The organism is Bradyrhizobium sp. 27S5, from assembly GCF_037217225.1.
Lineage (GTDB): Bacteria > Pseudomonadota > Alphaproteobacteria > Rhizobiales > Xanthobacteraceae > Bradyrhizobium > Bradyrhizobium septentrionale.
Genome location: NZ_CP147714.1, coordinates 6,649,741 through 6,674,091, shown reverse-complemented (window position 1 = coordinate 6,674,091; position 24,351 = coordinate 6,649,741). Strand labels below are relative to the sequence as shown.

Below are 24,351 nucleotides of genomic sequence, written 5' to 3'. Positions count from 1 at the left end.
ATGACGAATCCCGTTCACGTTTTCTCGCACGTTTTCTCCGCGAACGCGGTCGGTGTCTTGCCGGTGACCTGGCGGAACGCGTGGGAGAATGCCGGCACGCTGGCATATCCGAGGTCGGCGGCGACCTGCTTGACCGAAACATTCACGTTGGTCGACAGCCGCTCGATCGCGGCCGCGATGCGGGCGCGCTGGCACCAGCTCTTGAAGGAGAGCTGCGTCTCCACCGAGAACAACCGCGATAGCGTCCGCGCCGAGGTGCCGACCATGCGCGCCAACGCGTCGATCTCGTGATCTCCCGTCGGATCGGCGAGCACGATATCGGCGGCGCGGCGGCAGCGCGGCTCCTGCGGCAGCGGGATGAAGGTCGCGGAATCCTCGGCCTGGTGCAGCTCCAGCATCACGAGGCGGATCAAGAGGTCGGTGCGCTCGCGTCCGCATGATGTGTCGAACAGCGCAAGGATCGCCTGGTGCACAAGGGGCGAGACCCGCACCACGAATTCGTGGTCGAGGCTGTCGCTGCGCTCCTCGCGTGCGAGCCAGGCCTGGTCGAAATACAGCGTGCGCATCTCGATGTCGGCGAGCACGTCGATCGCATGCGGCAGCAGGGCAGGGACCCACACCGCGCGATCCGGCGGCACCAGCCAGCGGCCCTTCGGCGTGGTCACCTGCATGGTGCCCGAGGCGGCATAGACCAGCTGGGCCTCGCGGTGCATGTGCGGGTCGAGCCGGACGCCCTTGGGATAGTTGCGCGCGACCAGATGCACGCCATCGCCGGTGATGCGCCGGTCCTTGTGGAGGGCTCTGATTGGCGGTTCAGCGATAGTCATTGGCGACATCCCGTCAGGACAAGCACCTATAACCTATTTTTCGAGCAATTGAAGAATCGCGTGAGAGACGTGCCATGAATAGCCCCAGCCGGGTGATCACCTTCGTCAACGCCGCCCATTTCATCGATCACTACGCGATGCTGATCTTCGCCGCCGCCGTCATCATCATGGGCCCGGCGCTCGGCATGGCCTATTCGGAACTGCTGCCCTATGCGACGCCGGGCTTCATCGCCTTCGGCGCCGGCTCGCTGATCACGGGCTGGCTCGGCGACCGCTGGAGCCGCCGCCACATGATGCTGATCTTCTTCGTCGGCATCGGCCTGTCGATGATCTCGGTCGGCTTCGTCTCGAGCCCGCTGCAGCTCGGCGCAGCGTTGCTGGCGATCGGCATCTTCGCCTCGATCTATCATCCGGTCGGCACCGCGATGATCGTGTCCTATGCCGAGAAGCTCGGCGCCGAGATGGGAATCAATGGCGTCTGGGGCAATCTCGGCGTCGCCTCGTCGGCGCTGGTCACCGGCGTGATCGGCCAGTATCTCGGCTGGCGCTGGGCGTTCATCGTGCCCGGCACCGTCACCGTGCTGATCGGCATCGCCTTTGCGATGACGGTGGTGCATGAGGACCGCAAGGGCTCCAAACAGGCCGCAGCCCAGGCGCGCGTCGCCAAGCAGGACATGTGGCGCGTGGTGCTGTCGCTCCTGATCGTGGTGATTGCGATCTCGACCACCTTCAACGCGGTGACGGTGGCGCTGCCAAAACTGTTCGCCGAACGGCTCGCCGACTTGACCGGGAGCCCGGCCCTGCTCGGCGTGATCGCGGCCGGGGTCTATGTGTTCGGCGCGATGACGCAGTACACGATCGGCAAGCTGCTCGACAGGCATTCGCTGAAGACGGTGGCGCTGCCGCTGTCGTTCATGCTGGCGCCGTTCCTTTATCTCGCCGCGAACCTGTCCAACCTGCCGCTGATCCTGGTCTCGATCGGCATCGTGATGGGTGCGTTCGGCCAGGTGACGGTGAACGATGCCATGGTCGGCAAGTACACCACCGAGGAATGGCGCTCGCGCGCCTATGCGGTGCGCTATTTCGTCGGCTTCACCGCGGCCGGCGCCTCGGTCGGCCTGGTGGCCTGGCTGTACGACCAGGGCGGCTTCGCCATGATGCTGCGCGCCTTCGCGGCACTCTGCCTGCTGGCGATTGCGGCCGCGATCATCCTGCCGCGCGAGATCCGGGCGCCGGCCGCCCAGGCGGGCTGACGCAATAGTGTCTTGCCACCCGGTTTGCCGTTGAGATAGTACCCGCCCGCTCGCCCGGCGGGTGCGCGGCTCATGCGCGGGCGGCAATCCGTGAGCTTGGTCACGCTTCGCGAAACTTTGTTCCAATCCGAAGGTGTGGTAGGTTTAACCGAGCCTCGGGGACGAAGGCGCCGGTTGCGCCTCGAGCACAAATTTTTTGGAGCAGCCGGAGCCCCATGGGAGAAATTCGCGACTTCAAGTCAGGCCGGTCTCAGCCTCCCGGCGAGACTCCCGGCAATTCGATGCCGCGGCGCCTCGCAGCGATCGTTGCCGGCGATATCGCCGGCTACAGCCGGTTGATGCAACTTGACGAAGAGGGCACGCATACCCGCGTCAAGCGGATCGAGCGCGATCTCGTCGAGCCGACCATTGCCGAGCACCACGGCAAGCTGGTCAAGACCACCGGCGATGGCTTTATCGCGATATTCGACAGCCCGGTCGAGGCCGTCCGTTGCAGCATCGTGATCCAGCAGAACATGATCGGCCGCAACGCGGCGATCGCGAGAGATCACTGGATCGAGTACCGGATCGGCGTCAACCTCGGCGACGTCATCATCGAACCCGACGATATCTATGGCGACGGCGTCAACGTCGCCTCGCGTCTGGAAGGGATTGCGGCGCCGGGTGACGTCTTCATCTCCGGTGGCATCTACGAGCAGATCAAGCACAAGATGGTCTGCGGATACGAATCGCTCGGCGACCGCAAGGTCAAGAACATCACCGATCCGGTCCGGGTTTATCGCGTGTTGCCGGACGCCGCCGCGTACCAAAGGACGCGCCGGCGCCGTGAGTCCATCCTGCTCACGCTGCTCGGATTGGCGGTCGCAATCATCGCCGGCGGTGTGCTCTGGTACATGCTCGCGCAACCGCGCGGCAAGCAGGCTGAGGTGGCGCAGGCGCCGCCGGTATCGCCGGCTTCGCCGACCGTTCAGCAGCCGGCACCGAGCCCGGCTCCAACTCAATCTGCAAGTCCGGTCCCAAGTCAGATCCCAAGTCAGATCCCAAGCGCAGCGCCAACACAGCAGGCGTTGCCTCAGTCTGCACCCTCCGCCAGTCCCGCCGTGTCGGTGCCGGAGCCCGAAATGGTCTCGCTGCAGGGCGGCAGCTTCTCGATGGGAAGCAATGACGACCCTTCGGAGCGGCCGGTCCGCAAGGTGACGGTCAAGCCGTTCGCCATGGGAAAATATCCGGTCACCGTGCGCGAATGGAATGCCTGCGCGGAGGCCAAGGCTTGCGGCTTCACGGTCACCGGCAAGGACGACGTTCCGGTTACCAATGTGAGCTGGAATGACGCGAAGCAATATGTGGCGTGGCTCGCCGAGCGCACCAAAAAGGCCTATCGGCTGCCGAGCGAGGCCGAATGGGAGTATGCGGCGCGTGGTGGAACGCAGTCGAAATACTGGTGGGGCGACCAGATGCAATTGGGCAACGCAGGTTGCAAGGATTGCGGCGGTAGTGCTGCGACCGAACAACCGGTCAAGGTCGGCAGCTTCAAGCCGAATCCGTTCGGTCTTTACGACATGGGCGGCGGGGTCGATCAATGGGTGGAGGATTGCTGGCACAGGAACTACCAGGGCGCGTCGGCCGACGGTGCGGTCTGGTCCGGCGGCGACTGCGCCTCCCATGTCCTTCGCTCCGGCTCCTGGAAGAACGACGCCCGCTATGTGCGTCCGGCCAATCGCGACAATTATGACGCCAATGTCCGTTACCCGACCCACGGTTTCCGGGTCGCGCTGACTCCCTGAGCGATCGTATGCAATCGCGGGGTTTCATGGAGGGGATATGAAAAGTACAGGCTTGATCATGCTCGCTGCAGCACTGACGTTGTTCGCGGCTCCGGCCAATGCGCAGAACAAGCCGGCAGGGAAGGACACCAAGCTGTATTTCCTCTGGCCGCACAGCGGGGTGACGGTGAAGAGCCCGTTCTGGTGTCGCTTTGGGCTGCGCAACATGGGCGTCACCCATGCCGGCGACGACTATCCGAACAGCGGCCATCACCATCTTCTGATCGACGTGAACGAGCCGTTGAATCCGAATGAGCCGATCCCGTCGGACAAGTCTCATCTGCACTTCGGTGCAGGACAGACCGAGACGCAGCTCGACCTGCCGCGGGGCAAGCATACCTTGCAGCTGGTGCTGGGCGACGCCAAGCACTATCCATTCAGCCCGCCCGTCGTTTCCGAGAAAATCACCATCCGGGTCAGATAGGCCGATACGGATAGCTCCCTTGCGAGAACCGGCGCTTGCGCCAGGCCGTGCCGTGCGGTTTGTTGCGCGCCTGCCGGACAAGCAAGATTCGGCGTGGAGGGGCACCGATGTCGTCTCGATTGCAGCGTCTGGCTGGCCTCGTTCTGGGAGCGATGATGATGGCCACATCTGCCAATGCCGACGCCTTGAAGGATCAGATCGCGCCGAGCGGAAAGCTCCGGGTCGCGATTGCGATCAGCCCGGCCGGCGGCGCGTTCTGGTCGACCAAGACGGAGCACGGCTATGCCGGCGTTCCCGTCGATCTCGGCAAGGAGATGGCGGCACAGCTCGGGGTATCAGTCGAATACGTCGTGCATCAGAATTCCGGCCAGATCACCGACGCGGCGTCGAACAACAGCTGGCACGTCACCTTCCTGCCCAAGGATCCCGATCGCGAAACCAAGATGACGTTCGGGCCGATCTACGAGGTCGCCGACGCCACCTATATCGTCAGGCCGGGTTCCAAGATCACGAATTTCGCAACGCTCGACCAGGACGGCGTCAAGGTCGCCGCCGTCAACAACACCACGACCATGCGTGGTGCGATCGCGCATCTCAAGCACGCCAGGGTCACGGGTTATCAGACCTATGACGAGATCTTCCCTCTCCTGGAGAATGGTGACGTCGACGCCTTCGCGCTATCGCGCGATCAGCTGATCGCGATGGCGAAGAAGATTCCGGGCACGTGCGTGCTGGACGAAACCTTCAAGCAGACCGTCACCGCGGTCGCGGTGCCGCTCAACCATCCGCTCGCCGCGGCGTTCGCCACCAAGTTCATGACGGAGGCAATCGCCAACGGCACGCTGCGCAAGGCCTATGACAATAACGGGCTGAAGGACTCGCCGGTTCGGACCGAGGTGAAGTAGCGGCGCATATCGACCCTATCCCCGTCATCCTGAGGTGCGAGCTCTTGCGAGCCTCGAAGGATCGACGGCCACCAGCCGGGCCGTCCATCCTTCGAGACGCGCGCAAGAGCGCGCTCCTCAGGATGACGGAGACGGACAGGCGCGCTGCCGTGGGCGACATCTGTGCAAGCTGCATAATTCGGCGTCATCGCGCCCGCCTGCCTCTCGGACGGTCTGGTAAGCCATTGTATTAACACGAACTTTTAAACTGCGGCCGACGCCTGCGGTTGGCACATGCATTGCTTTTGATTGCATCAGTCAATGACGACTGCCGTCCTCCGGATTGCCGTAGCCAGTGAAGGCCAAGGCGAGGGGATCAAGGCGCCCGGTCCGGGCGTCTCGAGCGTCGTCAGACCCCCATCTCCCCGGACGGACGAGCATTTCAATCAACCCGCGTCGCTTCCGGCATCGCATCCGGCGCGGCCGAATTGCGCAAGGGGACTTTAAGAATGGCCTATCTCGCACCGTCCGAATTCGTCACCAAGATGGTCGACGCCGGCGAATCCAAGATCTTCATGTCGACCCGCGACACCGTGATCCGCGCCTACATGGCCGGCGCGATCCTCGCGCTGGCGGCAGCGTTTGCGGTCACCATCAACGTCAACACCGGCGTGACGATCGTCGGCGCCGCGCTGTTTCCGGTCGGCTTCTGCATGCTCTATCTGTTCGGCTTCGACCTGCTGACCGGCGTGTTCGTGCTGTCGCCGCTCGCGCTGATCGACAAGCGGCCCGGCGTCACGCTCGGTGGTGTTCTGCGCAACTGGGGGCTCGTGTTCATCGGCAATTTCGCCGGCGCTTTCACGGTGGCGGTGATGATGGCGATCGTCTTCACGTTCGGCTTCTCCTCGCCGCCCGACAAGGTCGGCCAGGTGATCGGCACCATCGGCGAGAGCCGCACCGTCGGTTACGCGGCGCATGGCGCGGCCGGCATGCTGACGCTGTTCATCCGCGGCATGCTCTGCAACTGGATGGTCTCGGCCGGCGTGGTCGGCGCGATGATCTCGACCACGGTCAGCGGCAAGGTGATCGCGATGTGGATGCCGATCATGTTGTTCTTCTACATGACCTTCGAGCATTCGATCGTGAACATGTTCCTGTTCCCGTCCGGCCTGATGCTCGGCGGTCACTTCACGATCATGGACTATCTGATCTGGAACGAGATCCCGACCGTGGTCGGCAACCTGGTCGGCGGCCTCGCCTTCACCGGGCTCACGCTCTACACGACGCATATCAAGACGGCGCCGAAGCGCCAGCGCCTCGCGGCTTGATCCAGGCCGGTGGATGGGGCTCTCCTGTCATGGTGGGCCCCATTCGCATTGGGACGGTCGATGCCGCGCGCGCTGAAAATATCGGTCGGGCAATTCTCTGATAAGGGCCGCAAGGACACCAATCAGGATTTTCACGGCGTGCTGATCCCGGACGAGCCGCTGCTCGGCCTGAAGGGCGTCGCCGTGGTGCTCGCCGACGGCATCTCCTCGAGCAGCGTCAGCCGCGTCGCCGCCGAATCCGCGGTCAAGAGCTTCCTGACCGACTATTATTGCACCTCGGAATCCTGGTCGGTGAAGAGCTCGGCACAGCGGGTGCTGGAGGCGACCAATTCCTGGCTGCACGCCCAGACCAGACGCAGCCAGAATCCCTACGACAAGGACAAGGGTTACGTCTGCACGCTGAGCGCCATGGTGATCCGATCGACCACGGCGCATCTGTTCCATGTCGGCGACAGCAGGATCTACCGTGTCGCCGGCACCAGCCTCGAGCAATTGACCAACGACCATCGCGTCGTGATCTCGTCGCAGCAGAGCTATCTCGGCCGTGCGCTCGGCGTGAACCCGCAGCTCGAGATCGACTACCAGAATCTTCCGCTGGAGCGCGGCGACACTTTCCTGCTGGTGACCGACGGCATCTACGAGCACGTCGCCCCGCGCCAGCTGGCGAAGACGATTCTGGACGGCGCTGGCGATCTCGATGCTACAGCGAAATCGATCGTCGAGCAGGCCTATGAGAACGGCAGCCCGGACAATCTCACCGCGCAGATCATCCGGATCGACGCCTTGCCCGACGGCGATGCCAGCGAGGTGTTCGGCCAGCCGACCGAGCTGCCGCTGCCGCCGCTGCTCGATGCAAGGATGCTGTTCGACGGCTACCGCGTGGTGCGCGAGCTGCATGCATCACATCGCAGCCACATCTATCTCGCGGTCGACGAGGAGACTGGCACCACGGTCACGATCAAGATCCCCTCGATCGATCTGCGCGACGATGGCGCCTATCTGAAGCGCTTCGTGATGGAGGAGTGGGTCGCCAAGCGGATCGACAGCCCGCATGTGCTGAAGCCGTTTCTGCCGCAGCGCCGGCGCAATTTCCTCTATGTGACGATGGAATATATCGACGGCCAGACGCTGACGCAGTGGATGATCGATAGTCCGTCGCCCGCGCTGGAGACGGTGCGCGACATCACCGAGCAAATTGCAAAAGGCCTGCGCGCGTTCCACCGCAAGGAGATGCTGCACCAGGACATCCGGCCCGACAACATCATGATCGACCGGACCGGCACGGTGAAGATCATCGATTTCGGCTCGACGCGGATCGCGGGTGTCGCCGACGCGGCGCCATCGGGCGGCGAGGATATCCTGGGCACCCAGCAATACACTGCGCCGGAGTATTTTCTGGGCGATGCCGGCACCGCGCGCTCCGACCTGTTCTCGCTCGGCGTCGTCACCTATCAGATGCTGACCGGACGCTTGCCCTATGGCGCGCAGATTGCCCGCGCCCGCACCCGATCGGACTTCAACAGGCTGGTCTATCGTCCGGCCGGGCATGGCGGCCGCGACGTCCCCAACTGGGTCGATGGCGCGCTGGAGCGCGCCGTGCACGCCAATCCGCTCAAGCGCTACGAGAGTTTTTCCGAGTTCCTGTTCGACCTGCGCAATCCCAACGCGAAATATCTGACGACGTCATCGACCCCGCTGATCGAGCGCAACCCGGTGCTGTTCTGGAAGTCGACCACGCTGCTCCTGGCGCTCGTCGTCGTCCTGCTGCTCGCCTACGCCGCGCATCATTTGCGGTAGGGGGACAAGTCCTCTACCTATCTCCGTCATCCTGAGGTGCGAGCGAAGCGAGCCTCGAAGGATGAATCGGCCACCGGCCGGGCCGTGCATCCTTCGAGACGCGCTGCGCGCTCCTCAGGATGACGGGAAGAGAGTGGGGGATGCCTTGCTAATGCGTCGCGCTGCCGGCAATCGGATCCAGTCCGCTCTTCACCAGCGCGTCGCGGGCATCCGGCGAAGCGAGGAAGCTGATCAGCGCCTTGCCGGCGTCGGGCTCCTTTGAAACCGACGCGATGCCGGCGGAGAACACCGTGATCTTCTGCAAGGGCTCCGGCAGCGGGCCGACGATGTCGATGCCGGCGACCGGCTTCAGCTCCGAGATCTGCTGCAGGCCGATCTCGGCTTCGCCCTTGGCCACGATCTCGCCGACCGGGGTCGCCGGGATCATCCGCGCCTTGTCCTTCATCTGATCGGCGATGCCGAGCTTTGCGAACATCTCGGTCGAGACATAGACGCCGCTGGCGCTGTCGGAATAGGCGACCGATTTCGCCGCCAGCAGCGCCTGCTTGACGGTCTCCGCCGAGCTGAGGTCCAGCTTCGGTGCGCCTGATTTGACCGCGATGCCGATCGGCGATTTCACCAGGTCGACGCGGCTGTCGGCCACGACTTTGCCCTGCTTGACGAGGTCGCCGAGCGCATAGCCGACCATGATCAGCACGTCGGCCGGCTCGCCGCGCTCCAGCCGCACCGGAATGGCGTTGGTCGTGGTGCCCATCGACGGCCCGAAGGCGGTCACCACCTTGTGCCCGGTCTTGCGCTCGAACTCCGGCACCAGCGCCTTGTAGGCTGCGGTCAGCCCGCCCGAGATCAGGACGTGGACTTCGGCGGCGGCTGCGGCTGACGTGAAGGCGAGGGCGCCGATCAAGGCGAGCGTGAGGGCGCGGAAGGCGGTGGCGGAACGCATGGAGTTTCTCCCTGGACGATTCTTGGGACGGGGTCGTCGTGGAGAAGGAGATTACTGCCCGGAAAGAGGCGTGACTAGGTATTCGCCGTCAAGCAATCCATGCCACTGCGCATGCGGAAACATGGATTGCTTCGCTGCGCTCGCAATGACGGGGAGAGAGCGTCGTCAGCCCTTACGAATTCACATGCACGAAATCGCGCAGCAGCGGGTAGATCTCGTTGTTCCAGCGCTTGCCGGAGAACACGCCGTAATGGCCCACCCCGGCCTGCATGTGATGCACCTTGCGATAGGTGCGGACGCCGGTGCAGAGGTCTTGCGCTGCGAGCGTCTGGCCGATCGAGCAGATGTCGTCCTTCTCGCCTTCCACCGTCATCAGGCCCATGCGCCGGATCGCCGCCGGGTTCACCGGGCGGCCGCGGTGCATCAGCATGCCCTGCGGCAACAGATGCTCCTGGAACACGTCGCGCACCGTCTCGATGTAGAACTCCGCCGGCAGATCCATGACCGCGAAATACTCGTCGTAGAAGGTCTTGATCACCTCGGCCTTGGCGGTCTCGCCCTTGGCGAGATGGTTGGCGAGATCGATGTGCTGCTTGATGTGACGCTCCAGGTTCATCGACACGAAGGCCGTGAGCTGCACGAAGCCGGGATAGACCTGACGCAACGCGCCCTTGCACTGCATGGGCACGTAGTTGATCAGATTGTCCTCGAACCACTTGATCGGCTTGCTCTTGGCGAACTCGTTGACTTTGGTCGGCTGGATCCGCGTGTCGATCGGTCCGGCCATCAGGGTCAGCGACGCCGGCCGCGCCGGATGATTGTCCTCCGACATGATCGCAGCGGCCGCCAGCGCCGACACCGAGGGCTGGCAGATCGCCACCATATGGGCGCGGGGACCGATCTGGCCGAGGAAGTCGATCAGATGGTCGGTATAGTCCTCGAGCCCGAACCGGCCCTCCTTGCGCGGGATGTCGCGCGGATTGTGCCAGTCGGTGATATAGACGTCGTGGTCCTGCAGCAGCGTCTTCACCGTGCCACGCAGCAGCGTGGCAAAATGGCCGGACATCGGCGCCACCAGCAGCATCCGCGGCTGCTCCGGTCCGTCGACCTTCCTGAAATGCAGCAGCGAGCCGAACGGCGTCGCATAGGCGACCTCCTCGGTCACCTGGTATTCCCTGTTGCCGGAGGTGACGCTGCCGATGGCGTAGTCGGGACGGGCGTAGGTCAGGGTGGAGCGCGAGATCAGCTCAAGCGCCGCCGCGAGCCGCCCGTACACCCGGTCGGTGGCGCCCTGCGGCACCAGATTGAGGTATTTCAGCGCCGCTGCGGCCCCGGTCCGCCATGGCGCCGTGAAGTCCATGTGGTTCTGGTAAGCTTGGTACATCATTGACATCATACGCATCCGCCCCTGGCCCGGCTGGCTATGCAATATCGACGCCAGAGAGGGGGCGGGCTGCCCGGCAAATTGGCACGTGGCTTGCTGCAAAAATGAACGGCTTCGGGGGCGCGGCGGCTTGGACCGGCGCGCAGGTCCGGGGGCTAAGGACGCGTTCAGGGCGTGAGGAGCGGGCATGGCGAAAGCGACAATCACCATCAGCAGCAAGAATTATTCGTCGTGGTCGCTGCGCGGCTGGCTGCTGGCGAAATTCGCCGGGCTGGAGTTCGAGGAGGTGGTCACGGCGCCCGACGACGCCTCGGCACGGGCCGAATTGCTGCTGTTGTCATCGTCGATCCTGGTGCCCTGCCTGCGCCACGAGGGCGCAACCGTCTGGGATACGCTGGCGATCGGCGAGTATCTCAACGAGATCATGCCGCATGCCGGGCTATTGCCGGACGACCGCATCCGGCGCGCGCATTGCCGCTCGATCTCGGGCGAAATCCATTCCGGCTTCACCACGCTGCGGGCCTCGCTGCCGGTCAACCTCAAGGGCCATTTCCCCGGCTTCAAGATCTGGTCGCGGGCGCAGGCCGACATCGACCGCGTCTGCGTGATCTGGCGCGATTGCCTCGGCATATCAGGCGGGCCGTTTCTGTTCGGCGAACGCCGCACCATGGCGGACGCGATGTATGCGCCGGTCGTGACCCGCTTCATGACCTATGACGTGAAGCTCGATCCCGTGCTCGCGGCGTATGCCAAGACCATCATGGCGATGCCCGAGATGCAGGAATGGATCGAGGCCGCGAAGGCCGAGCCTGCCGACGTCGAGGAGCTCGAGGTCGAATATTAGGCAGCGGGTGGGCGGCCTGCCTGCGTCGGCGGCTCAAGCTCCAGGCAAGCCTTGCTCAACAGACGTGCCGTCGGCGTCAGGTCCTGGCGGCGCGCGGCGCGGGCGACGCGATCCGCGCCGAATGCAAATTTGCGCTTTGCGCCAGATGCTTCCACTGCGACATCAGCTCACGGCGAGACCGAACACCGCAGCACAATCGGGCTGGCAAGGATTTCGCATAGCAACATCGAGCTGTGACCGCGACGATGCGACGCTGCCGAAAATTTGGACGCTGAGCCCGCGCCGCGATCTCGCGAATACGAGAACCGTGGAGGCTTGAAATGAATCAGCACGCCGTCGTCAGCAAATTCTCCCACGTCAAACCAGGTGACACCGAGTTCAGGGGCGGAGGTCTGCGCGACTTCTTCCTGTATCGCGATCTCGGCATCGCCGACGCCACCGGCGGGCAGGTGATCTGCCATCTGGTCAAGGCCAATCCCGATCTGCCGCCGGAGCAGGGCACCGGCTGGCACAAGCATCTGTGCGATTTCCAGATCGTCATCATGACCAAGGGCTGGGCCCGCTTCATGTACGAGGACAAGGAGACGCTGGTCGAGGCCGGCGACGTCATCCATCAGCGCCCCGGCATCACCCACTATCTGTTCGATTACTCGAAGGACATGGAATACCTCGAGATCGTCAGCCCGGCCGATTTCAAGACCGTGGATGTGCCGCCGGCGACCGAGACGGTGCCGCCGGTCACGCCTTGGAAATGACCGCGAGGAGGGTTCGCAATGTCGTCTGCGGAGGAATTAACCTTTGTCGTCGGCCGCTGGCTGCGGCCGATCGTGATGCTTCTGTATGTGGTGCGCAGCATCGGGCTGATGACCACATCTAGCCGTGAACAACGGAGTACGGCGCTCGATCAGTGATTCGGACGCGGTTCGTTCCACCCGCGTTCCAAATCTTAAAGTCGTGCGCGTGCGCGTCGCGTTTTGAAACAGCGCTTGTGCGCTGTTACGCCATGCCCGCCTGCTTCACGCGCGGCATGCGCCAGGCAATGACATTGACCTCCAGCGCGCCGCCGGTTGTATCATTGCGCCACCGGCCGTCGATGAACCGGCAGGCGAACGGCAGCTGATACGTTCCGCTGTGATCCTCACAAAGCACTTCCACGCGTTGTTCCGGCGAAGGTTCGCCATTGCCGTCGAATTGCGCCAGCCGTTTTTCGCGCGTAGCCATACGATCTGTCTCCACTGCCCAAGGTCGAGCCAAAAGGGGTCGAACCAAACGAGTTCCGAAGGCCCCCGTCCCCACGAGTAGTCCCCGTAATGAGTGAAGCACACTGCTTGAATGCGGTTTCAGTGTGGTATGTCTGCCTAGCTTTCAGCGTCGTGAGCACAAAACTGTGAAAGACGCTTCTGATCGGGGATGATGATGTTCGCTCGTATGGCTGTTGCCTTGCTCGCGCTGATTGCGCTCGGCGTCGTCGGAACCGCGCATGCGCAAGACGTTCCCGGCATCGAGATCTGCACCGTCGAGAAGACGATGGAGCGGCGCACCAGCTGTCTGCAGAGCAATGTCGATTTCCTGCAGAAGACCATCAACAAGCTGACATCAGATCATCAGCAGAAGCTCGACGCCGCCAACCGGCAGATCGAAAGCCTGAAGAGTTCGGTCGCGAGTTTGCAGAAGCTCGTCGCCGACCAGCAGGCGGGGCAGCTCAAGCTGACGGAAGATTTGAAGAAGAAGGCTGACGCTCCGCCGGCGAAGGATGCTGCGCCTGCCGCGAAGGACGGGACGAAGTAGCAAAGGTCGATCCGCGAATTGCCTTCGCCTGTCCCGCTTGGGGAGGCATATCGCATCGTCAGATGCGATACGGGTGGGGGATTTCTCCACACGAAGGATATCGCTTGCAGTGACACCCCCACCCCAACCCTCCCCCGCAAGCGGGAGAGGGGGCGCACTTTCTTCGCGGCGCGTCTCGGCTCACGCCACCCGATACTGCTCCATCACATCGCGATCCGGCTCGTAGCCGAGCCCGGGGCCCTGCGGCACGGCGACATGGCCGTTGGCGTCGACAGCGATGCGGTCGCCCCACAGGCAGGCGGGGCGCTTCATGAAGAACATTTCGATCAGGCCTTCGTCGCGGATCGCCATCAGATGCAGGGTGGCGAGGAAGCCCGGCCCGAAATAGGGCGAGTGCGGAATCACCTGGACGCCGAACTCGTCGGCGAGCACGGCCACCTTCAGGAATTCGGTGACGCCGCCGACCTTGATCACCGACGGCTGCGCGTGACTGACCGCGCCGGCAGTCATCATCTGGCGGAACTGATGCACGGTGCAGGCGTTCTCGCCGGCTGCGATATCGAGCCGGCCTTCCCGACGCACCTCCGCAAGCGTCGCAAAATCCTCCGGCGGCCAGACCGGCTCCTCCAGGAACATCGGCGCGGCCTGCTTGCAGTCGCGGGCGAATTGTATCGCCGCCGGCCCGTCCAGCGGGCAGTTCATGTCGACCATCAGCGGCACGCCGGGGCCGATCGCCTCGCGTGCGGCTGATACGGCCGGCACGGTGGTCTCGTGCAGCTTGATCGCGGCATAGCCAAGCTTGATCGCCTTCCTGCATTCGGCGGCGATCTGCGCGGGATTGCCGATCCGCATCAGGCTTGCATAGGCCGGGATGGAGCTGCGCCGCGCGCCGCCGATCAATTGATGCAGCGGTGCGCCCTTGACCTTGCCGGCCAGATCCCACAGCGCGATGTCGAGCGCCGAGATCGCAAACATCGTGATGCCGTAGCGGCCGAACAGATGCAAATTGCGCTGGATCTGCTCCATCACCGCGGGAATCTTTGCGGCGTTCGGCACGTCGAGGCCGCGTGCCTGCGGCGCGATCATCTCGGTCACCGCCGTGCAACTCGTCTTCGGGCAGACATAGGCGAAGGCATCGCCCCAGCCGGTCAGGCCGGCATCGGTCGACACCTCGACCAGCACCATGTCGAGCGCCGAGATCGCGGATGCGCCCTGGCGGAAGCTCGCGGGCCCTGCGTCATAGGGAATGCGGATATGGTGGGCGCGGACATCGGTGATCTTCATTGTTGTTGTCCTTCCGATCGCAGGATGTGCCTGGTTCCAGCCATCCCAACTCTTGCTTGTGACGAGTTTTGCTCGTCAATCGTGTCGAAGACGTGGATGCCCGGCCCAAGACCGGGCATCGCGAACTGCGAAATTGCGGAGAAAGCTGTTACGAGCTCTTCTCGCCGCTCATGACGGGACCGAACCGCTCCCAGCTCTCGCCCTTGAAGCGCATCATCTGCAACTGCTCGATCGGTGCATAGTCGTCCGGCCCGGTCTTGATCTTGGTGCCGGGCAGGTAGATGCCGATCTCGAAGTTGAGGCTGGCCGCCTGCTTGATCAGGTTCTCGCGGGTGAGGTCGTCGCCGCATTGCCGCAACACCTGCTCCAGCCCCTTGGCGACGCCATAGCCGAACACGGTCGAGGCGTCGTTCTGGTCGCCTTCAGGATACCACTTGGTCATGAAAGCGCGCCACTCGTTCATGGCTGGATCGCTCTTCCACTCGTGATCCGCGGGATCCTTCAGATACTGGGTCGACAAGATGTCCTGGCTCGCCTCGTAGCCGGCCGGTTTCATCACGCCGCCGATCGAGACCGAGACGTTGGTCAGGAACTGGACCGGATGCCAGTCGAGCTCAGCGGCCTTCTTGATCGCCTGCGCCGCGAATTTCGGGGTTGCGATGTTGACGAAGATGTCGGGGTTGGCGCCCTTGATCTGCACGATCTGCGAATCCACCGTCGGTGACGAGGTCTCGTAGGAGGATTCGACGATGATCAGCTTCTTGGCCTGATCGCCGAGCCCGTCGTGCAGCCCGATCAGATAGTCCTTGCCGAAATCGTCATTCTGATAGAGCACGCCGATGGTCTTGCCGGGATATTTCTGCAGAATGTATTTGGCATAGATGCGGGCCTCGACCTGGTAGCTCGGCTGCCAGCCCATGGTCCACGGGAAATTCTTCGGGTCGTTCCACTTGGCGGCGCCGGTGGAGACGAACAGCTGCGGCACCTTCTTGGCATTCATGTATTTCTGGATCGCGGTGTTGCCCGGCGTGCCCAGCGGATTGAAGATCAAGAGCACCTCGTCGCTCTCGACCAGCTTGCGGGCCTGCTCGACCATCTTCGGCGGGCTGTAGGCGTCATCATAGGAGATGAAGTTGACCTTGCGACCGTTGATGCCGCCTTCGCTATTGAGCTTGCTGAAATAGGCGGCTTCGGTCTTGCCGATCGTGGCATAGGCGGACGCCGGACCCGAATAGGGCATGATGTTGCCGACCTTGATCTCGGTATCGGTCGCGCCCGGATCATACTTCTTCTGTGCGTTGGCGGCGGTTGCGACGGCGATCGTCAGAAGCCCCGCAAGCGCCGCTGATTTGACGCAGTTGACATAGCTCAGGCGTGGGTAGTGCATCATTGTCCTCCCTGACATGCTGGCCGCGGCTCGTGCAGTCTTGATTTTCGGGCAGCTTGATGAGCCGTCGGATCGATGCAACTGCGAGTATGCACGATTGCAACGGTGTTACCAGCGACGGCTTTGCGGTAAATTTCCGTAGAGCGGAACCAGAGTTTCCGCCGTTGCGCAGCAAGGACTGTCAAGCGCCGCGTTCGGCAGGCGCGCATGATGTGCGTGCTTTGAAGGAAGGCCGTCGTCCATGAATCCAGCCCAGAAGGCGCTCTGGTACATCGAGAGCCACCTCCGTCGGCCGATGACGCTCGATGACATCGCAGCCGTCGCCGGGGTCTCGCGCTTTCATCTGGTGCGGGCATTCGCGGAAGCAACCGGGTTTTCGGTGATGCGCTATTTGCGGGCGCGCCGCCTCAGCGAGGCCGCGCGCGAGCTCGCGGCCGGTGCGCCCGATATTCTCAGCCTGGCGCTTGATGCGGATTACGGCTCCCACGAAGCATTCACCCGCGCGTTCCGCGACCATTTCGGCGTCACGCCCGAGACGGTGCGCGCCACGACGTGCCTGACCAAGCTCAAGCTGCAGGAGCCGATCACCATGATCTCGACCGCTCTCGATCACATCGATCCGCCGCGCATCGCAACCGGCAAGGCCTTTCTCGTTGCCGGCGTCGGCGAGCGCTACAACCACGCCAATGACAGCACCGCCGGCATCCCGAACCAATGGCATGGCTTCCACCAGCAATGCGCGCACATTCCCCGCCAGGTCGGCAACATCGCCTACGGCGTCTGCTGCAACGGCGACGACGCCGGGAATTTCGATTACATCGCAGGTATCGAGGTCGCCGATTTCTCTGACCTGCCGCGCGAGTTCGCGCACGTCAGAATCCCGGCGCAGAGATATCTCGTGTTCACCCACACCGACCACATCTCGACCATCCGCCGCACCGTCAACACGATCTGGAATCGCTGGCTGCCGCAGTCCGGCATGAAGGTCGCCGACGCGCCGAGCTTCGAGCGCTACGACGAGAAGTTCGACAAGAATACCGGCAACGGCGGGCTCGAGATCTGGGTGCCGGTGGAGGGGTAGAGAACTTGTCCCGTCATCCTGAGGTGCGAGCGGAGCGAGCCTCGAAGGATGCACGGCCCGGCTGGTGGCCGTCGATCCTTCGAGACGCGCTGCGCGCTCCTCAGGATGACGGGGCCAACACCGACGCATCGGGCCGGAACAGTCTCAAGTCATCCCTGCTTTCGCAGGGACGACACCGTCTATGATGCTCAGTGAGTGCGAGACCTACTCAATGCGAGCGCGCGAGGCAGAACGCGACGACCTCTTCCAGCGCCGTCTTCATCGGCGAAGGCGGGAACAGCGCCAGCGCGTCGACCGACATCGCGCCGTAGTGCTGGGCGCGGCTGATCGTGTCTTCCAGCGCGCGGTGCTTGGTCATCAGCCCGATCGCGTGGTCGAGATCGGCAGCGCCGATCTCGCCGCGCTCGAGTGCGCGAATCCAGAACTTGCGCTCGGTGTCGTTGCCGCGGCGGAAGGCGAGCACGACGGGAAGGGTGATCTTGCCCTCGCGGAAATCGTCGCCGACATTCTTGCCGAGTTTTGCGGATTTGCCGCCATAGTCGAGCACGTCGTCGACGAGCTGGAAGGCGATGCCGAGATTCATGCCGACCGAGCGGCAGGCGGTCTGCTCGGCCTTCGGCCGGTTGGCGATCACGGGGCCGACCTCGCAGGCCGCGGCGAACAGCTCCGCGGTCTTGCCGCGGATAACGGCGAGATATTCGTCCTCGGTGGTCGCGGTGTTCTTGGCCGCCGCAAGCTGCATCACCTCGCCCTCGGCGATGGTAGCGGCGGCCGCCGACAGGATGTCGAGCGCGCGCAGCGAGCCGACCTCGACCATCATGCGGAACGCCTGGCCGAGCAGGAAGTCGCCGACCAGCACGCTGGCCTCATTGCCCCACAGCATCCGCGCGGACAATTTGCCGCGGCGCAGTTCGCTCTCATCGACCACGTCGTCATGCAACAGGGTTGCGGTATGCATGAACTCGACCGCGGCGGCGAGCTTGATATGGCCGTCGCCGGAATAGTCGGCGAGCTGCGCCATCGCCAAGGTCAGCATCGGACGCAGCCGCTTACCCCCGGAGGAGATCAAATGATTGGCGACCTCGGGGATCATGGTGACCTCGGAGCCGGTCCTGGAGAGGATCGTCGTGTTGACGCGCTCCATGTCCGCGGCGAGAAGTCCCACCAGCCCGTCGATCGAAGCATTGGACGGGCTTTCGAAGGGTACAATAACCGCCACGCTGGTCTCCAATTTTGCCGATTTCTCACTATGCTCAGCTATAACAATAGAAACTGCGCGGTGCAGCGGCAAGGCCATCAAGTTATTGACATGTGGCGCATTGGCCGCACAGCCGGGCCGACAGGAGAGTGCGTTTTGCGGGAATTGGTACGGACCAATGACATTGTGCTGGTCTCCGCCATCGGCGCGTTGCTCGACAGCGCTAACATCCATCATCTGGTGCTGGACCAGAACATGAGCATCATCGAGGGCTCGCTCGGCGTGCTGCCGCGGCGGATCCTGGTGCATGAGGACGACAACCACGAGGCCCGCCAGCTCCTGACCGACGCCGGCCTCGGCCACGAATTGCGGGCCGATGATTAGAGCGTTTTCAAGCGAAGTGGACCCCGGTTCGCGTGAGGAAAACGCGTCAAAAAAGGAGTCTCCGGCCGCCGACGTCACCGAGGACGGATTTCTCGGCGGGCAATTGCGCCTGCGGCAGCCGCGCGGCGGCCACCGCGCCGGCCATGACGCGATCCTGCTGGCCGCGGCGACGCCGGCGCGATCCGGCGACCGCGTCGTCGATCTTGGTTCCGGCGTCGGCGCCGCCGGGCTCGCCGTGGCGCGGCGGGTGAGGGGGATCAATCTGGTTCTGGTCGAAATCGATCCGACGCTGGCCGAGCTCGCACGGAATAATGCCGGCCACAATGCGATCATGGCCGACGTGATCGTGCTCGATGTCGAGGCCCGTGCTGCAGCCTTCGATGACGCTGGTCTTGCACCCGACAGCGCCGACGTCGTGCTGATGAACCCGCCGTTCAACGATCCGTCGCGGCACCAGGCCTCGCCGGACGGCGTGCGGGAGCGCGCTCATGTCGCGACCGCGACCACGCTCGCCGGCTGGGTCCACGTCGCACGGCGGATTCTCAGGTCGAACGGGCAGCTTGCGCTGATCTGGCGAGCCGACGGCATTGCCGAGGTGCTGGCCGCGCTGGAGCGCGGCTTCGGCAGCCTCGAGATCCTGCCGGTTCACGCCGACGCGACGTCGCCGGCGATCCGAATCCTGGTGCGGGCCGTCAAGGGCGGCCGGGCGCCGGCGCGGCTCCATGCCGCACTGCTGCTCAAGGAAGAGTCAGGTGTGCCCAATAAATGGGTGCAGGAGATTTTGGCTGGAAAGGGAGAATTGCCGCTGGCGCGGCGCTAGCGGGCAGGCGAACTGCCCACGTAGTGACTGGCACTAAGTTACTGCGAAGCCGTTTCTGACTGGCGATCAGGCGTTGAGGTGAAGTGGATCGCCGCCAGGAGCGCACCGATCAGCAAAATCAGCAGGTAGATCTTCATGAGTCCCTCTCCGCCGCGCGTTGCAACCTCAATGACAAAATGCAAAACGCGTTCCACGGAATCCAATGACACTGGCGTGATAAAAAGTGGTTAATTCGAGGTAACGGCATGAGTGAACAAATAAGTGATCGCGCCAGACGTCCGGGACTGTTCGAGCGTGCGCAGAAAATGCTTCCGGCGCGGTTCAGGCGCGGCACGGCGGTGGTGCCGGTGGTGCGGCTGTCGGGCGTGATCGGCGCGGTGACGCCGCTGCGGCCCGGCATGACGCTCTCCGGCGTCGCCAAGATGCTGGAGCGCGCCTTTGGCACTCGGAATGCCAAGGCGGTGGCGCTGGTGATCAATTCGCCGGGCGGCTCGCCGGTGCAGTCGCGGCAGATCTATTTGCGCATCCGGCAACTGGCGGCCGAGAAGAAGCTGCCGGTGCTGGTATTCGTCGAGGACGTCGCGGCCTCCGGCGGCTACATGATCGCCTGCGCGGGCGACGAGATCTATTGCGACCCGTCCTCGATCCTGGGCTCGATCGGCGTGGTCGGCGGCAGCTTTGGCCTCGAGGGGCTGATCAAGAAGATCGGGGTCGAGCGCCGGCTCTATACGGCGGGCAGCCACAAGGCGATGCTCGACCCGTTCCTTCCCGAGAACCCTGATGACGTCGCCCGGCTGAAGGCGATCCAGCGCGAGATCCATGCGATCTTCATCGCGCTGGTGAAGCAGAGCCGCGGCAGCCGCCTCAAGGGTGCCGACGACGCGCTGTTCACCGGCGAGTACTGGGCGGGCGACACCGCGATCGGTCTCGGGCTCGCCGACGCCATCGGCGACCTTCGTTCGACCTTGCGCGCCCGCTATGGCGAGAAGGTGCTGACCCCGGTGATCGCGCCGGCGAGCGGCATGCTGTCCGGCCTGCTCGGTCGCCGGGCGGCGGGGGCGGGCTCGCTGGCGGCGCTGGACGGCATCGCCGCGCTGCCGGACGATCTGATCTCGGCGTTGGAAACACGGGCGATTTGGGCCAGATTCGGGCTGTGAACACACGGTTGTGAGCGCGCCATTTAGTCCCAAAAGTGCGATTGCGGCGCAAGCCGGCTTGCGTAAGAATGCCTGGTATTGGGGGCCTGACAGACGCGAACGACAAGGATCGACCGATGCCGCCGCTGATTGCATTCGCAGGCGTCCTGGGTGGCCTGGCCGTGGTCCGCTGGGCTTACAAGACGGCCGTCCGGATCAACCAGGAACTGGAAGAGGCGCGATTGTCCCGCGTGGCCGAAGCCGCGCATGCGGGCGAAATCAAGACCCTGCGCCGCGACCCCGTGACCGGGGCCTATCGCCCGGGCTAAGGCCTGGATCTCCCAATCTTGCCACTCAGGGATTGCGCTCCCTCTCCCGCTTGCGGGGGAGGGTCGGGGGGGCTCTATCCGCGAGTCGTATCGTGGATAGAGCCCCCACCCGGATCGCATCCAAAGATGCGATCCGACCTCCCCGCAAGCGGGAGAGGTGACGACAGCTCGCAGAAACATCCCCATCGCCTTGATTCCATTGGCTGCCGCCGATACGGTCCCGCGCGCTTCACAACCCCCCTCGCGAGACCTGTCGTGACGATGGACGCCCTGCCTGACCACATGCGCCCGGAACGTTCGTTCCAGGGCTTCATCCTGGCTCTCCAGCGATTCTGGGCCGAGCAGGGTTGCGTCATCCTCCAGCCCTACGACATGGAAATGGGCGCCGGCACCTTCCATCCCGCGACCACGCTGCGCGCGCTGGGGCCAAAGCCGTGGAATGCGGCCTATGTGCAGCCCTCGCGGCGGCCCAAGGACGGCCGCTACGGCGAGAACCCCAACCGCCTGCAGCACTACTACCAGTTCCAGGTGATCATGAAGCCGTCGCCGCCGAACCTTCAGGACCTGTACCTGAAGTCGCTCGCCGCGATCGGCATCGACGCCGCCATCCACGACATCCGCTTCGTCGAGGACGATTGGGAGAGCCCGACCCTGGGCGCCTGGGGTCTCGGCTGGGAGTGCTGGTGCGACGGCATGGAAGTCAGCCAATTCACCTACTTCCAGCAGGTCGCCGGCGTCGAATGCGCGCCGGTCGCGGGCGAGCTCACCTACGGGCTCGAGCGGCTCGCGATGTATGTGCAGGGCGTCGACCGCGTCTACGACCTCAACTTCAACGGCCGCGAGGGCGCCGAGAAGGTCACCTATGGCGACGTCTTCCTGCAGGCCGAGCAGGAATATTCGCGGCACAATTTCGAATATTCCGACACCGCGATGCTGTTCGAGCAGTTCAGGATGGCCGAGGACGCCTGCCGCAAATATCTCGCCGCCGGCTGGCGTGAGGGCGGCAACAGTAAGGAACATCTGATGGCCTTGCCGGCCTACGACCAATGCATCAAGGCGAGCCACGTGTTCAACCTGCTCGATGCCCGCGGCGTCATCTCGGTGACGGAGCGGCAGAGCTACATCGCGCGCGTGCGCGATCTGGCCAAGGCCTGCGGCGAGGCATGGATCCACACTGAAACGGGCAGGGCGGTCTGATGCCCGATCTTCTCCTCGAACTGTTCTCCGAAGAAATCCCCGCGCGCATGCAGGCGAAGGCGGCGGACGATCTGCGCCGCATGGTGACCGACAAGCTGGTCGCCGAGGGCCTCGTCTATGAAGGCGCCAAGGCGTTCGCGACCCCGCGGCGGCTGGCGCTCACCGTGCACGGCATTCCCGCGCGCCAGCCCGACCTGAAGGACGAGCGCCGCGGCCCGCGCGTCGGCGGCCCAGAGCCCGCGATCCAGGGATTTTTGAAGGCCACCGGCCTGTCCTCGATCAGCGAGGCAAAGATCCAGACCGATCCGAAGAAGGGCGATTTCTACATCGCGCTCATCGAAAAGCCCGGCCGCGCCGCGATCGACGTGATCGCGGAGATGCTGCCGGTGATCATCCGCACCTTCCCCTGGCCGAAGTCGATGCGCTGGGGCGCGCGCTCGGCGAAATCAGGCTCGCTCACCTGGGTGCGCCCGCTGCACGCCATCACCGCGACTTTTGGGCTCGAGACCGAAGAGCCGGACATTGTGAAATTCTCGGTCGACGGTATCGAGGCCGGACAGACCACCTACGGCCACCGTTTCATGGCGCCAGCCGCGATCTCGGTACGCCGCTTTGAGGACTACGAGGCCAAGCTGAAGGCCGCGAAGGTGATCCTCGATCCGCAGGCGCGCAAGGACATCATCATCGAGGACGCCAAGGAGCTCGCGTTCGCGCAGGGCCTCGAGCTGGTCGAGGATCAGGTTCTGCTCGACGAGGTCTCGGGCCTCGTCGAATGGCCTGTTGTGATGATGGGATCGTTCGAGAAGGAATTTTTGGCGATTCCTGACGAGGTGATCCGCGCCACCATCCGCAACAACCAGAAGTGCTTTGTGGTCAAGGATCCCAAGACGGGGAAATTGACCAACAAGTTCGTGCTGACCGCCAACATCGAGGCGCCCGACGGCGGCAAGACCATTGTCGCCGGCAATGAGCGCGTGATCCGGCCGCGGCTCAGTGATGCGAAGTTCTTCTACGAGACCGATCTGAAGACCAAGCTGGAAGACCGGCTGCCGAAGTTCGAGCAGATCGTGTTCCACGAGAAGCTCGGGACACAGGCGGAGCGGATCGAGAGGATTGTCGAGATGGCAGCGGAAATCGCCCCATTGGTCGGCGCGGATGTTGAGAAGGCAAAGAGAGCGGCTCGCTTAGCGAAAGCAGACCTGCTTTCGGAAGTTGTGGGTGAGTTTCCCGAAGTGCAGGGTCTCATGGGCAAGTATTATGCTCTCGCCGAGGGAGAAGATGCCTCCGTCGCGCAGGCCATAGAGGATCACTACAGACCACAAGGTCCAAGTGACCGCATTCCAGCTGATCCAACCAGCATCGCTGTCGCTCTCGCGGACAAGATCGATACCCTTATGGGGTTCTGGATTGTCAACGAGCGACCGACGGGAAGTAGAGACCCGTATGCATTGAGACGAGCAGCTCTTGGAGTCATTCGAACGGTATTAGAGAATCAACTTCGTATTCCGTTGATGAAGGTATTCATATCGGCGCACATCGAAGTTCAAATGGACCTGAAAAATCGTGAGCTAGATCGACTGGCCGATGAACTTAAGGCGCTTCCAAAGGAGGTTCTGTCTGCGCGCCGCGCGAAGCGTCTCTTGCTCAAGGCTGAGGAAAAGGCGTTTCCCGATGAGCTTTCGGAAGAACAGCTCGATGCAGCCTTTGATGAAATATTTGATCTACGCGCATTCATAGATGACCGTCTCGAAGCGCAACTCCGTACCCAAGGTGCTCGATTTGATCTTGCGAGATCTGTTTTTGAGCTGGGAACGGAGGATGACCTTCTCATGATCGTTCGCCGCGTCGAGGCGCTCGGCAAATTCCTCGACAGCGACGACGGCAAGAACCTGCTCGCGGGCACGAAACGCGCCAGCAACATCCTCAGCATTGAGGAGAAGAAGGACAAGCGCAGCTTCGAGGGCGCGCCGGACGCCGCGCTCTACAAGCTCGACGAAGAGAAGAGCCTCGCGAAGGCGATCGACCAGGTGAAGGCCGAGGCCTCCGCCGCCGTTGCCAAGGAAGACTTCGCCGCCGCGATGAGCGCGATGGCGAAGCTGCGCCCGGCGGTCGATGCGTTCTTCGACAAGGTCAAGGTCAACGACGATGACCCGAAGGTGCGCGAAAACCGCCTGAAACTGCTCAACGAGATCCGCGCTGCGACGCGTGCGGTGGCGGATTTCTCCAAAATCGAGGGCTGA

Annotated in this window: 24 protein-coding genes; 17 read left to right on the top strand and 7 right to left on the bottom strand. The window is 63.5% G+C overall.

Annotation, left to right across the window (positions count from 1 at the left end):
* Nucleotides 1–14: 14 nt before the first annotated feature.
* Complete coding sequence (locus WDM24_RS31580; RefSeq protein WP_166304174.1) at nucleotides 15–827, bottom strand: AraC family transcriptional regulator; 813 nt, start codon at nucleotides 825–827, stop codon at nucleotides 15–17.
* 74 nt (nucleotides 828–901) lie between these two features.
* Here WDM24_RS31580 and WDM24_RS31575 point away from each other — a divergent pair, with 74 nt between their 5' ends.
* The 6 genes from WDM24_RS31575 to WDM24_RS31550 all read left to right on the top strand — a co-directional run bounded on the left by WDM24_RS31575 (nucleotide 902) and on the right by WDM24_RS31550 (nucleotide 8,336).
* The gene (locus WDM24_RS31575; protein WP_338828536.1) at nucleotides 902–2,080 is read left to right on the top strand and encodes an MFS transporter; all 1,179 of its coding nucleotides are present in this window, start codon (nucleotides 902–904) and stop codon (nucleotides 2,078–2,080) included.
* 215 nt (nucleotides 2,081–2,295) lie between these two features.
* Nucleotides 2,296–3,864, top strand: coding sequence for an SUMF1/EgtB/PvdO family nonheme iron enzyme (locus WDM24_RS31570; RefSeq protein WP_338828535.1), 1,569 nt, complete (start codon nucleotides 2,296–2,298; stop codon nucleotides 3,862–3,864).
* Between the two features lie 37 nt (nucleotides 3,865–3,901).
* The gene (locus WDM24_RS31565) at nucleotides 3,902–4,327 is read left to right on the top strand and encodes a DUF4399 domain-containing protein (protein ID WP_338828534.1); all 426 of its coding nucleotides are present in this window, start codon (nucleotides 3,902–3,904) and stop codon (nucleotides 4,325–4,327) included.
* A gap of 158 nt (nucleotides 4,328–4,485) precedes the next feature.
* On the top strand, nucleotides 4,486–5,232 hold the full coding sequence (locus tag WDM24_RS31560) for a transporter substrate-binding domain-containing protein (protein ID WP_338832478.1): 747 nt from the start codon (nucleotides 4,486–4,488) through the stop codon (nucleotides 5,230–5,232).
* Between the two features lie 488 nt (nucleotides 5,233–5,720).
* Nucleotides 5,721–6,539 carry a formate/nitrite transporter family protein gene (locus WDM24_RS31555; RefSeq protein WP_166214717.1) on the top strand — a complete coding sequence of 273 codons (819 nt, stop codon included), beginning with the start codon at nucleotides 5,721–5,723 and terminating at the stop codon, nucleotides 6,537–6,539.
* 60 nt (nucleotides 6,540–6,599) lie between these two features.
* On the top strand, nucleotides 6,600–8,336 hold the full coding sequence (locus WDM24_RS31550; protein ID WP_338828532.1) for a protein kinase domain-containing protein: 1,737 nt from the start codon (nucleotides 6,600–6,602) through the stop codon (nucleotides 8,334–8,336).
* Nucleotides 8,337–8,484: 148 nt separating this feature from the next.
* On the opposite strand, the gene WDM24_RS31545 is transcribed toward WDM24_RS31550, so the two are convergent.
* Both WDM24_RS31545 and WDM24_RS31540 read right to left on the bottom strand, forming a co-directional pair.
* Entirely contained in the window at nucleotides 8,485–9,279 is a 795-nt protein-coding gene (locus tag WDM24_RS31545) for a substrate-binding domain-containing protein (protein WP_338828531.1), read from the bottom strand.
* A gap of 172 nt (nucleotides 9,280–9,451) precedes the next feature.
* A complete protein-coding gene (locus WDM24_RS31540; RefSeq protein ID WP_338832477.1) occupies nucleotides 9,452–10,675 on the bottom strand; it encodes a polyhydroxyalkanoate depolymerase in 1,224 nt (407 codons plus the stop codon).
* Nucleotides 10,676–10,850: 175 nt separating this feature from the next.
* Between WDM24_RS31540 and WDM24_RS31535 the strand changes: the two genes are divergently transcribed.
* The 3 genes from WDM24_RS31535 to WDM24_RS31525 all read left to right on the top strand — a co-directional run bounded on the left by WDM24_RS31535 (nucleotide 10,851) and on the right by WDM24_RS31525 (nucleotide 12,418).
* The gene (locus WDM24_RS31535; protein WP_338828530.1) at nucleotides 10,851–11,507 is read left to right on the top strand and encodes a glutathione S-transferase; all 657 of its coding nucleotides are present in this window, start codon (nucleotides 10,851–10,853) and stop codon (nucleotides 11,505–11,507) included.
* A gap of 320 nt (nucleotides 11,508–11,827) precedes the next feature.
* Nucleotides 11,828–12,262: a cupin domain-containing protein gene (locus WDM24_RS31530; RefSeq protein ID WP_338828529.1), complete on the top strand. Its 435-nt coding sequence runs from the start codon at nucleotides 11,828–11,830 to the stop codon at nucleotides 12,260–12,262.
* 18 nt (nucleotides 12,263–12,280) lie between these two features.
* Complete coding sequence (locus WDM24_RS31525; RefSeq protein ID WP_338828528.1) at nucleotides 12,281–12,418, top strand: hypothetical protein; 138 nt, start codon at nucleotides 12,281–12,283, stop codon at nucleotides 12,416–12,418.
* A gap of 85 nt (nucleotides 12,419–12,503) precedes the next feature.
* Here the strand turns inward: WDM24_RS31525 and WDM24_RS31520 are convergent, their stop codons facing one another.
* Nucleotides 12,504–12,728, bottom strand: a complete 225-nt coding sequence (locus WDM24_RS31520; protein ID WP_166304191.1) for a hypothetical protein — start codon at nucleotides 12,726–12,728, stop codon at nucleotides 12,504–12,506.
* A 195-nt stretch (nucleotides 12,729–12,923) separates the two neighbouring features.
* Between WDM24_RS31520 and WDM24_RS31515 the strand changes: the two genes are divergently transcribed.
* Nucleotides 12,924–13,295 (top strand): hypothetical protein, encoded by a 372-nt coding sequence (locus WDM24_RS31515; protein WP_414645641.1) that lies wholly within the window; start codon nucleotides 12,924–12,926, stop codon nucleotides 13,293–13,295.
* A 180-nt stretch (nucleotides 13,296–13,475) separates the two neighbouring features.
* On the opposite strand, the gene WDM24_RS31510 is transcribed toward WDM24_RS31515, so the two are convergent.
* A complete protein-coding gene (locus WDM24_RS31510; protein WP_338828526.1) occupies nucleotides 13,476–14,579 on the bottom strand; it encodes a mandelate racemase/muconate lactonizing enzyme family protein in 1,104 nt (367 codons plus the stop codon).
* Nucleotides 14,580–14,727: 148 nt separating this feature from the next.
* Nucleotides 14,728–15,969, bottom strand: coding sequence for an ABC transporter substrate-binding protein (locus tag WDM24_RS31505; protein ID WP_338828525.1), 1,242 nt, complete (start codon nucleotides 15,967–15,969; stop codon nucleotides 14,728–14,730).
* A gap of 238 nt (nucleotides 15,970–16,207) precedes the next feature.
* Here WDM24_RS31505 and WDM24_RS31500 point away from each other — a divergent pair, with 238 nt between their 5' ends.
* Nucleotides 16,208–17,047, top strand: coding sequence for an AraC family transcriptional regulator (locus WDM24_RS31500; RefSeq protein WP_338828524.1), 840 nt, complete (start codon nucleotides 16,208–16,210; stop codon nucleotides 17,045–17,047).
* A gap of 208 nt (nucleotides 17,048–17,255) precedes the next feature.
* On the opposite strand, the gene WDM24_RS31495 is transcribed toward WDM24_RS31500, so the two are convergent.
* Complete coding sequence (locus WDM24_RS31495; RefSeq protein ID WP_166304205.1) at nucleotides 17,256–18,266, bottom strand: polyprenyl synthetase family protein; 1,011 nt, start codon at nucleotides 18,264–18,266, stop codon at nucleotides 17,256–17,258.
* A 135-nt stretch (nucleotides 18,267–18,401) separates the two neighbouring features.
* Between WDM24_RS31495 and WDM24_RS31490 the strand changes: the two genes are divergently transcribed.
* From WDM24_RS31490 to glyS, 6 genes are all read left to right on the top strand, one after another.
* Nucleotides 18,402–18,629, top strand: a complete 228-nt coding sequence (locus WDM24_RS31490) for a DUF2007 domain-containing protein (RefSeq protein WP_106320528.1) — start codon at nucleotides 18,402–18,404, stop codon at nucleotides 18,627–18,629.
* The gene (locus WDM24_RS31485; protein ID WP_338828523.1) at nucleotides 18,622–19,449 is read left to right on the top strand and encodes a tRNA1(Val) (adenine(37)-N6)-methyltransferase; all 828 of its coding nucleotides are present in this window, start codon (nucleotides 18,622–18,624) and stop codon (nucleotides 19,447–19,449) included. The genes WDM24_RS31490 and WDM24_RS31485 overlap by 8 nt, the downstream gene beginning before the upstream one ends.
* Nucleotides 19,450–19,694: 245 nt before the next feature.
* Nucleotides 19,695–20,606: a S49 family peptidase gene (locus tag WDM24_RS31480; RefSeq protein WP_166304391.1), complete on the top strand. Its 912-nt coding sequence runs from the start codon at nucleotides 19,695–19,697 to the stop codon at nucleotides 20,604–20,606.
* Between the two features lie 116 nt (nucleotides 20,607–20,722).
* Nucleotides 20,723–20,914 (top strand): hypothetical protein, encoded by a 192-nt coding sequence (locus WDM24_RS31475; RefSeq protein ID WP_029079014.1) that lies wholly within the window; start codon nucleotides 20,723–20,725, stop codon nucleotides 20,912–20,914.
* Nucleotides 20,915–21,175: 261 nt separating this feature from the next.
* Complete coding sequence (locus tag WDM24_RS31470) at nucleotides 21,176–22,111, top strand: glycine--tRNA ligase subunit alpha (protein ID WP_338832476.1); 936 nt, start codon at nucleotides 21,176–21,178, stop codon at nucleotides 22,109–22,111.
* Complete coding sequence (glyS, locus tag WDM24_RS31465) at nucleotides 22,111–24,351, top strand: glycine--tRNA ligase subunit beta (RefSeq protein WP_338828522.1); 2,241 nt, start codon at nucleotides 22,111–22,113, stop codon at nucleotides 24,349–24,351. Before WDM24_RS31470 ends, glyS begins: the two co-directional genes overlap by 1 nt.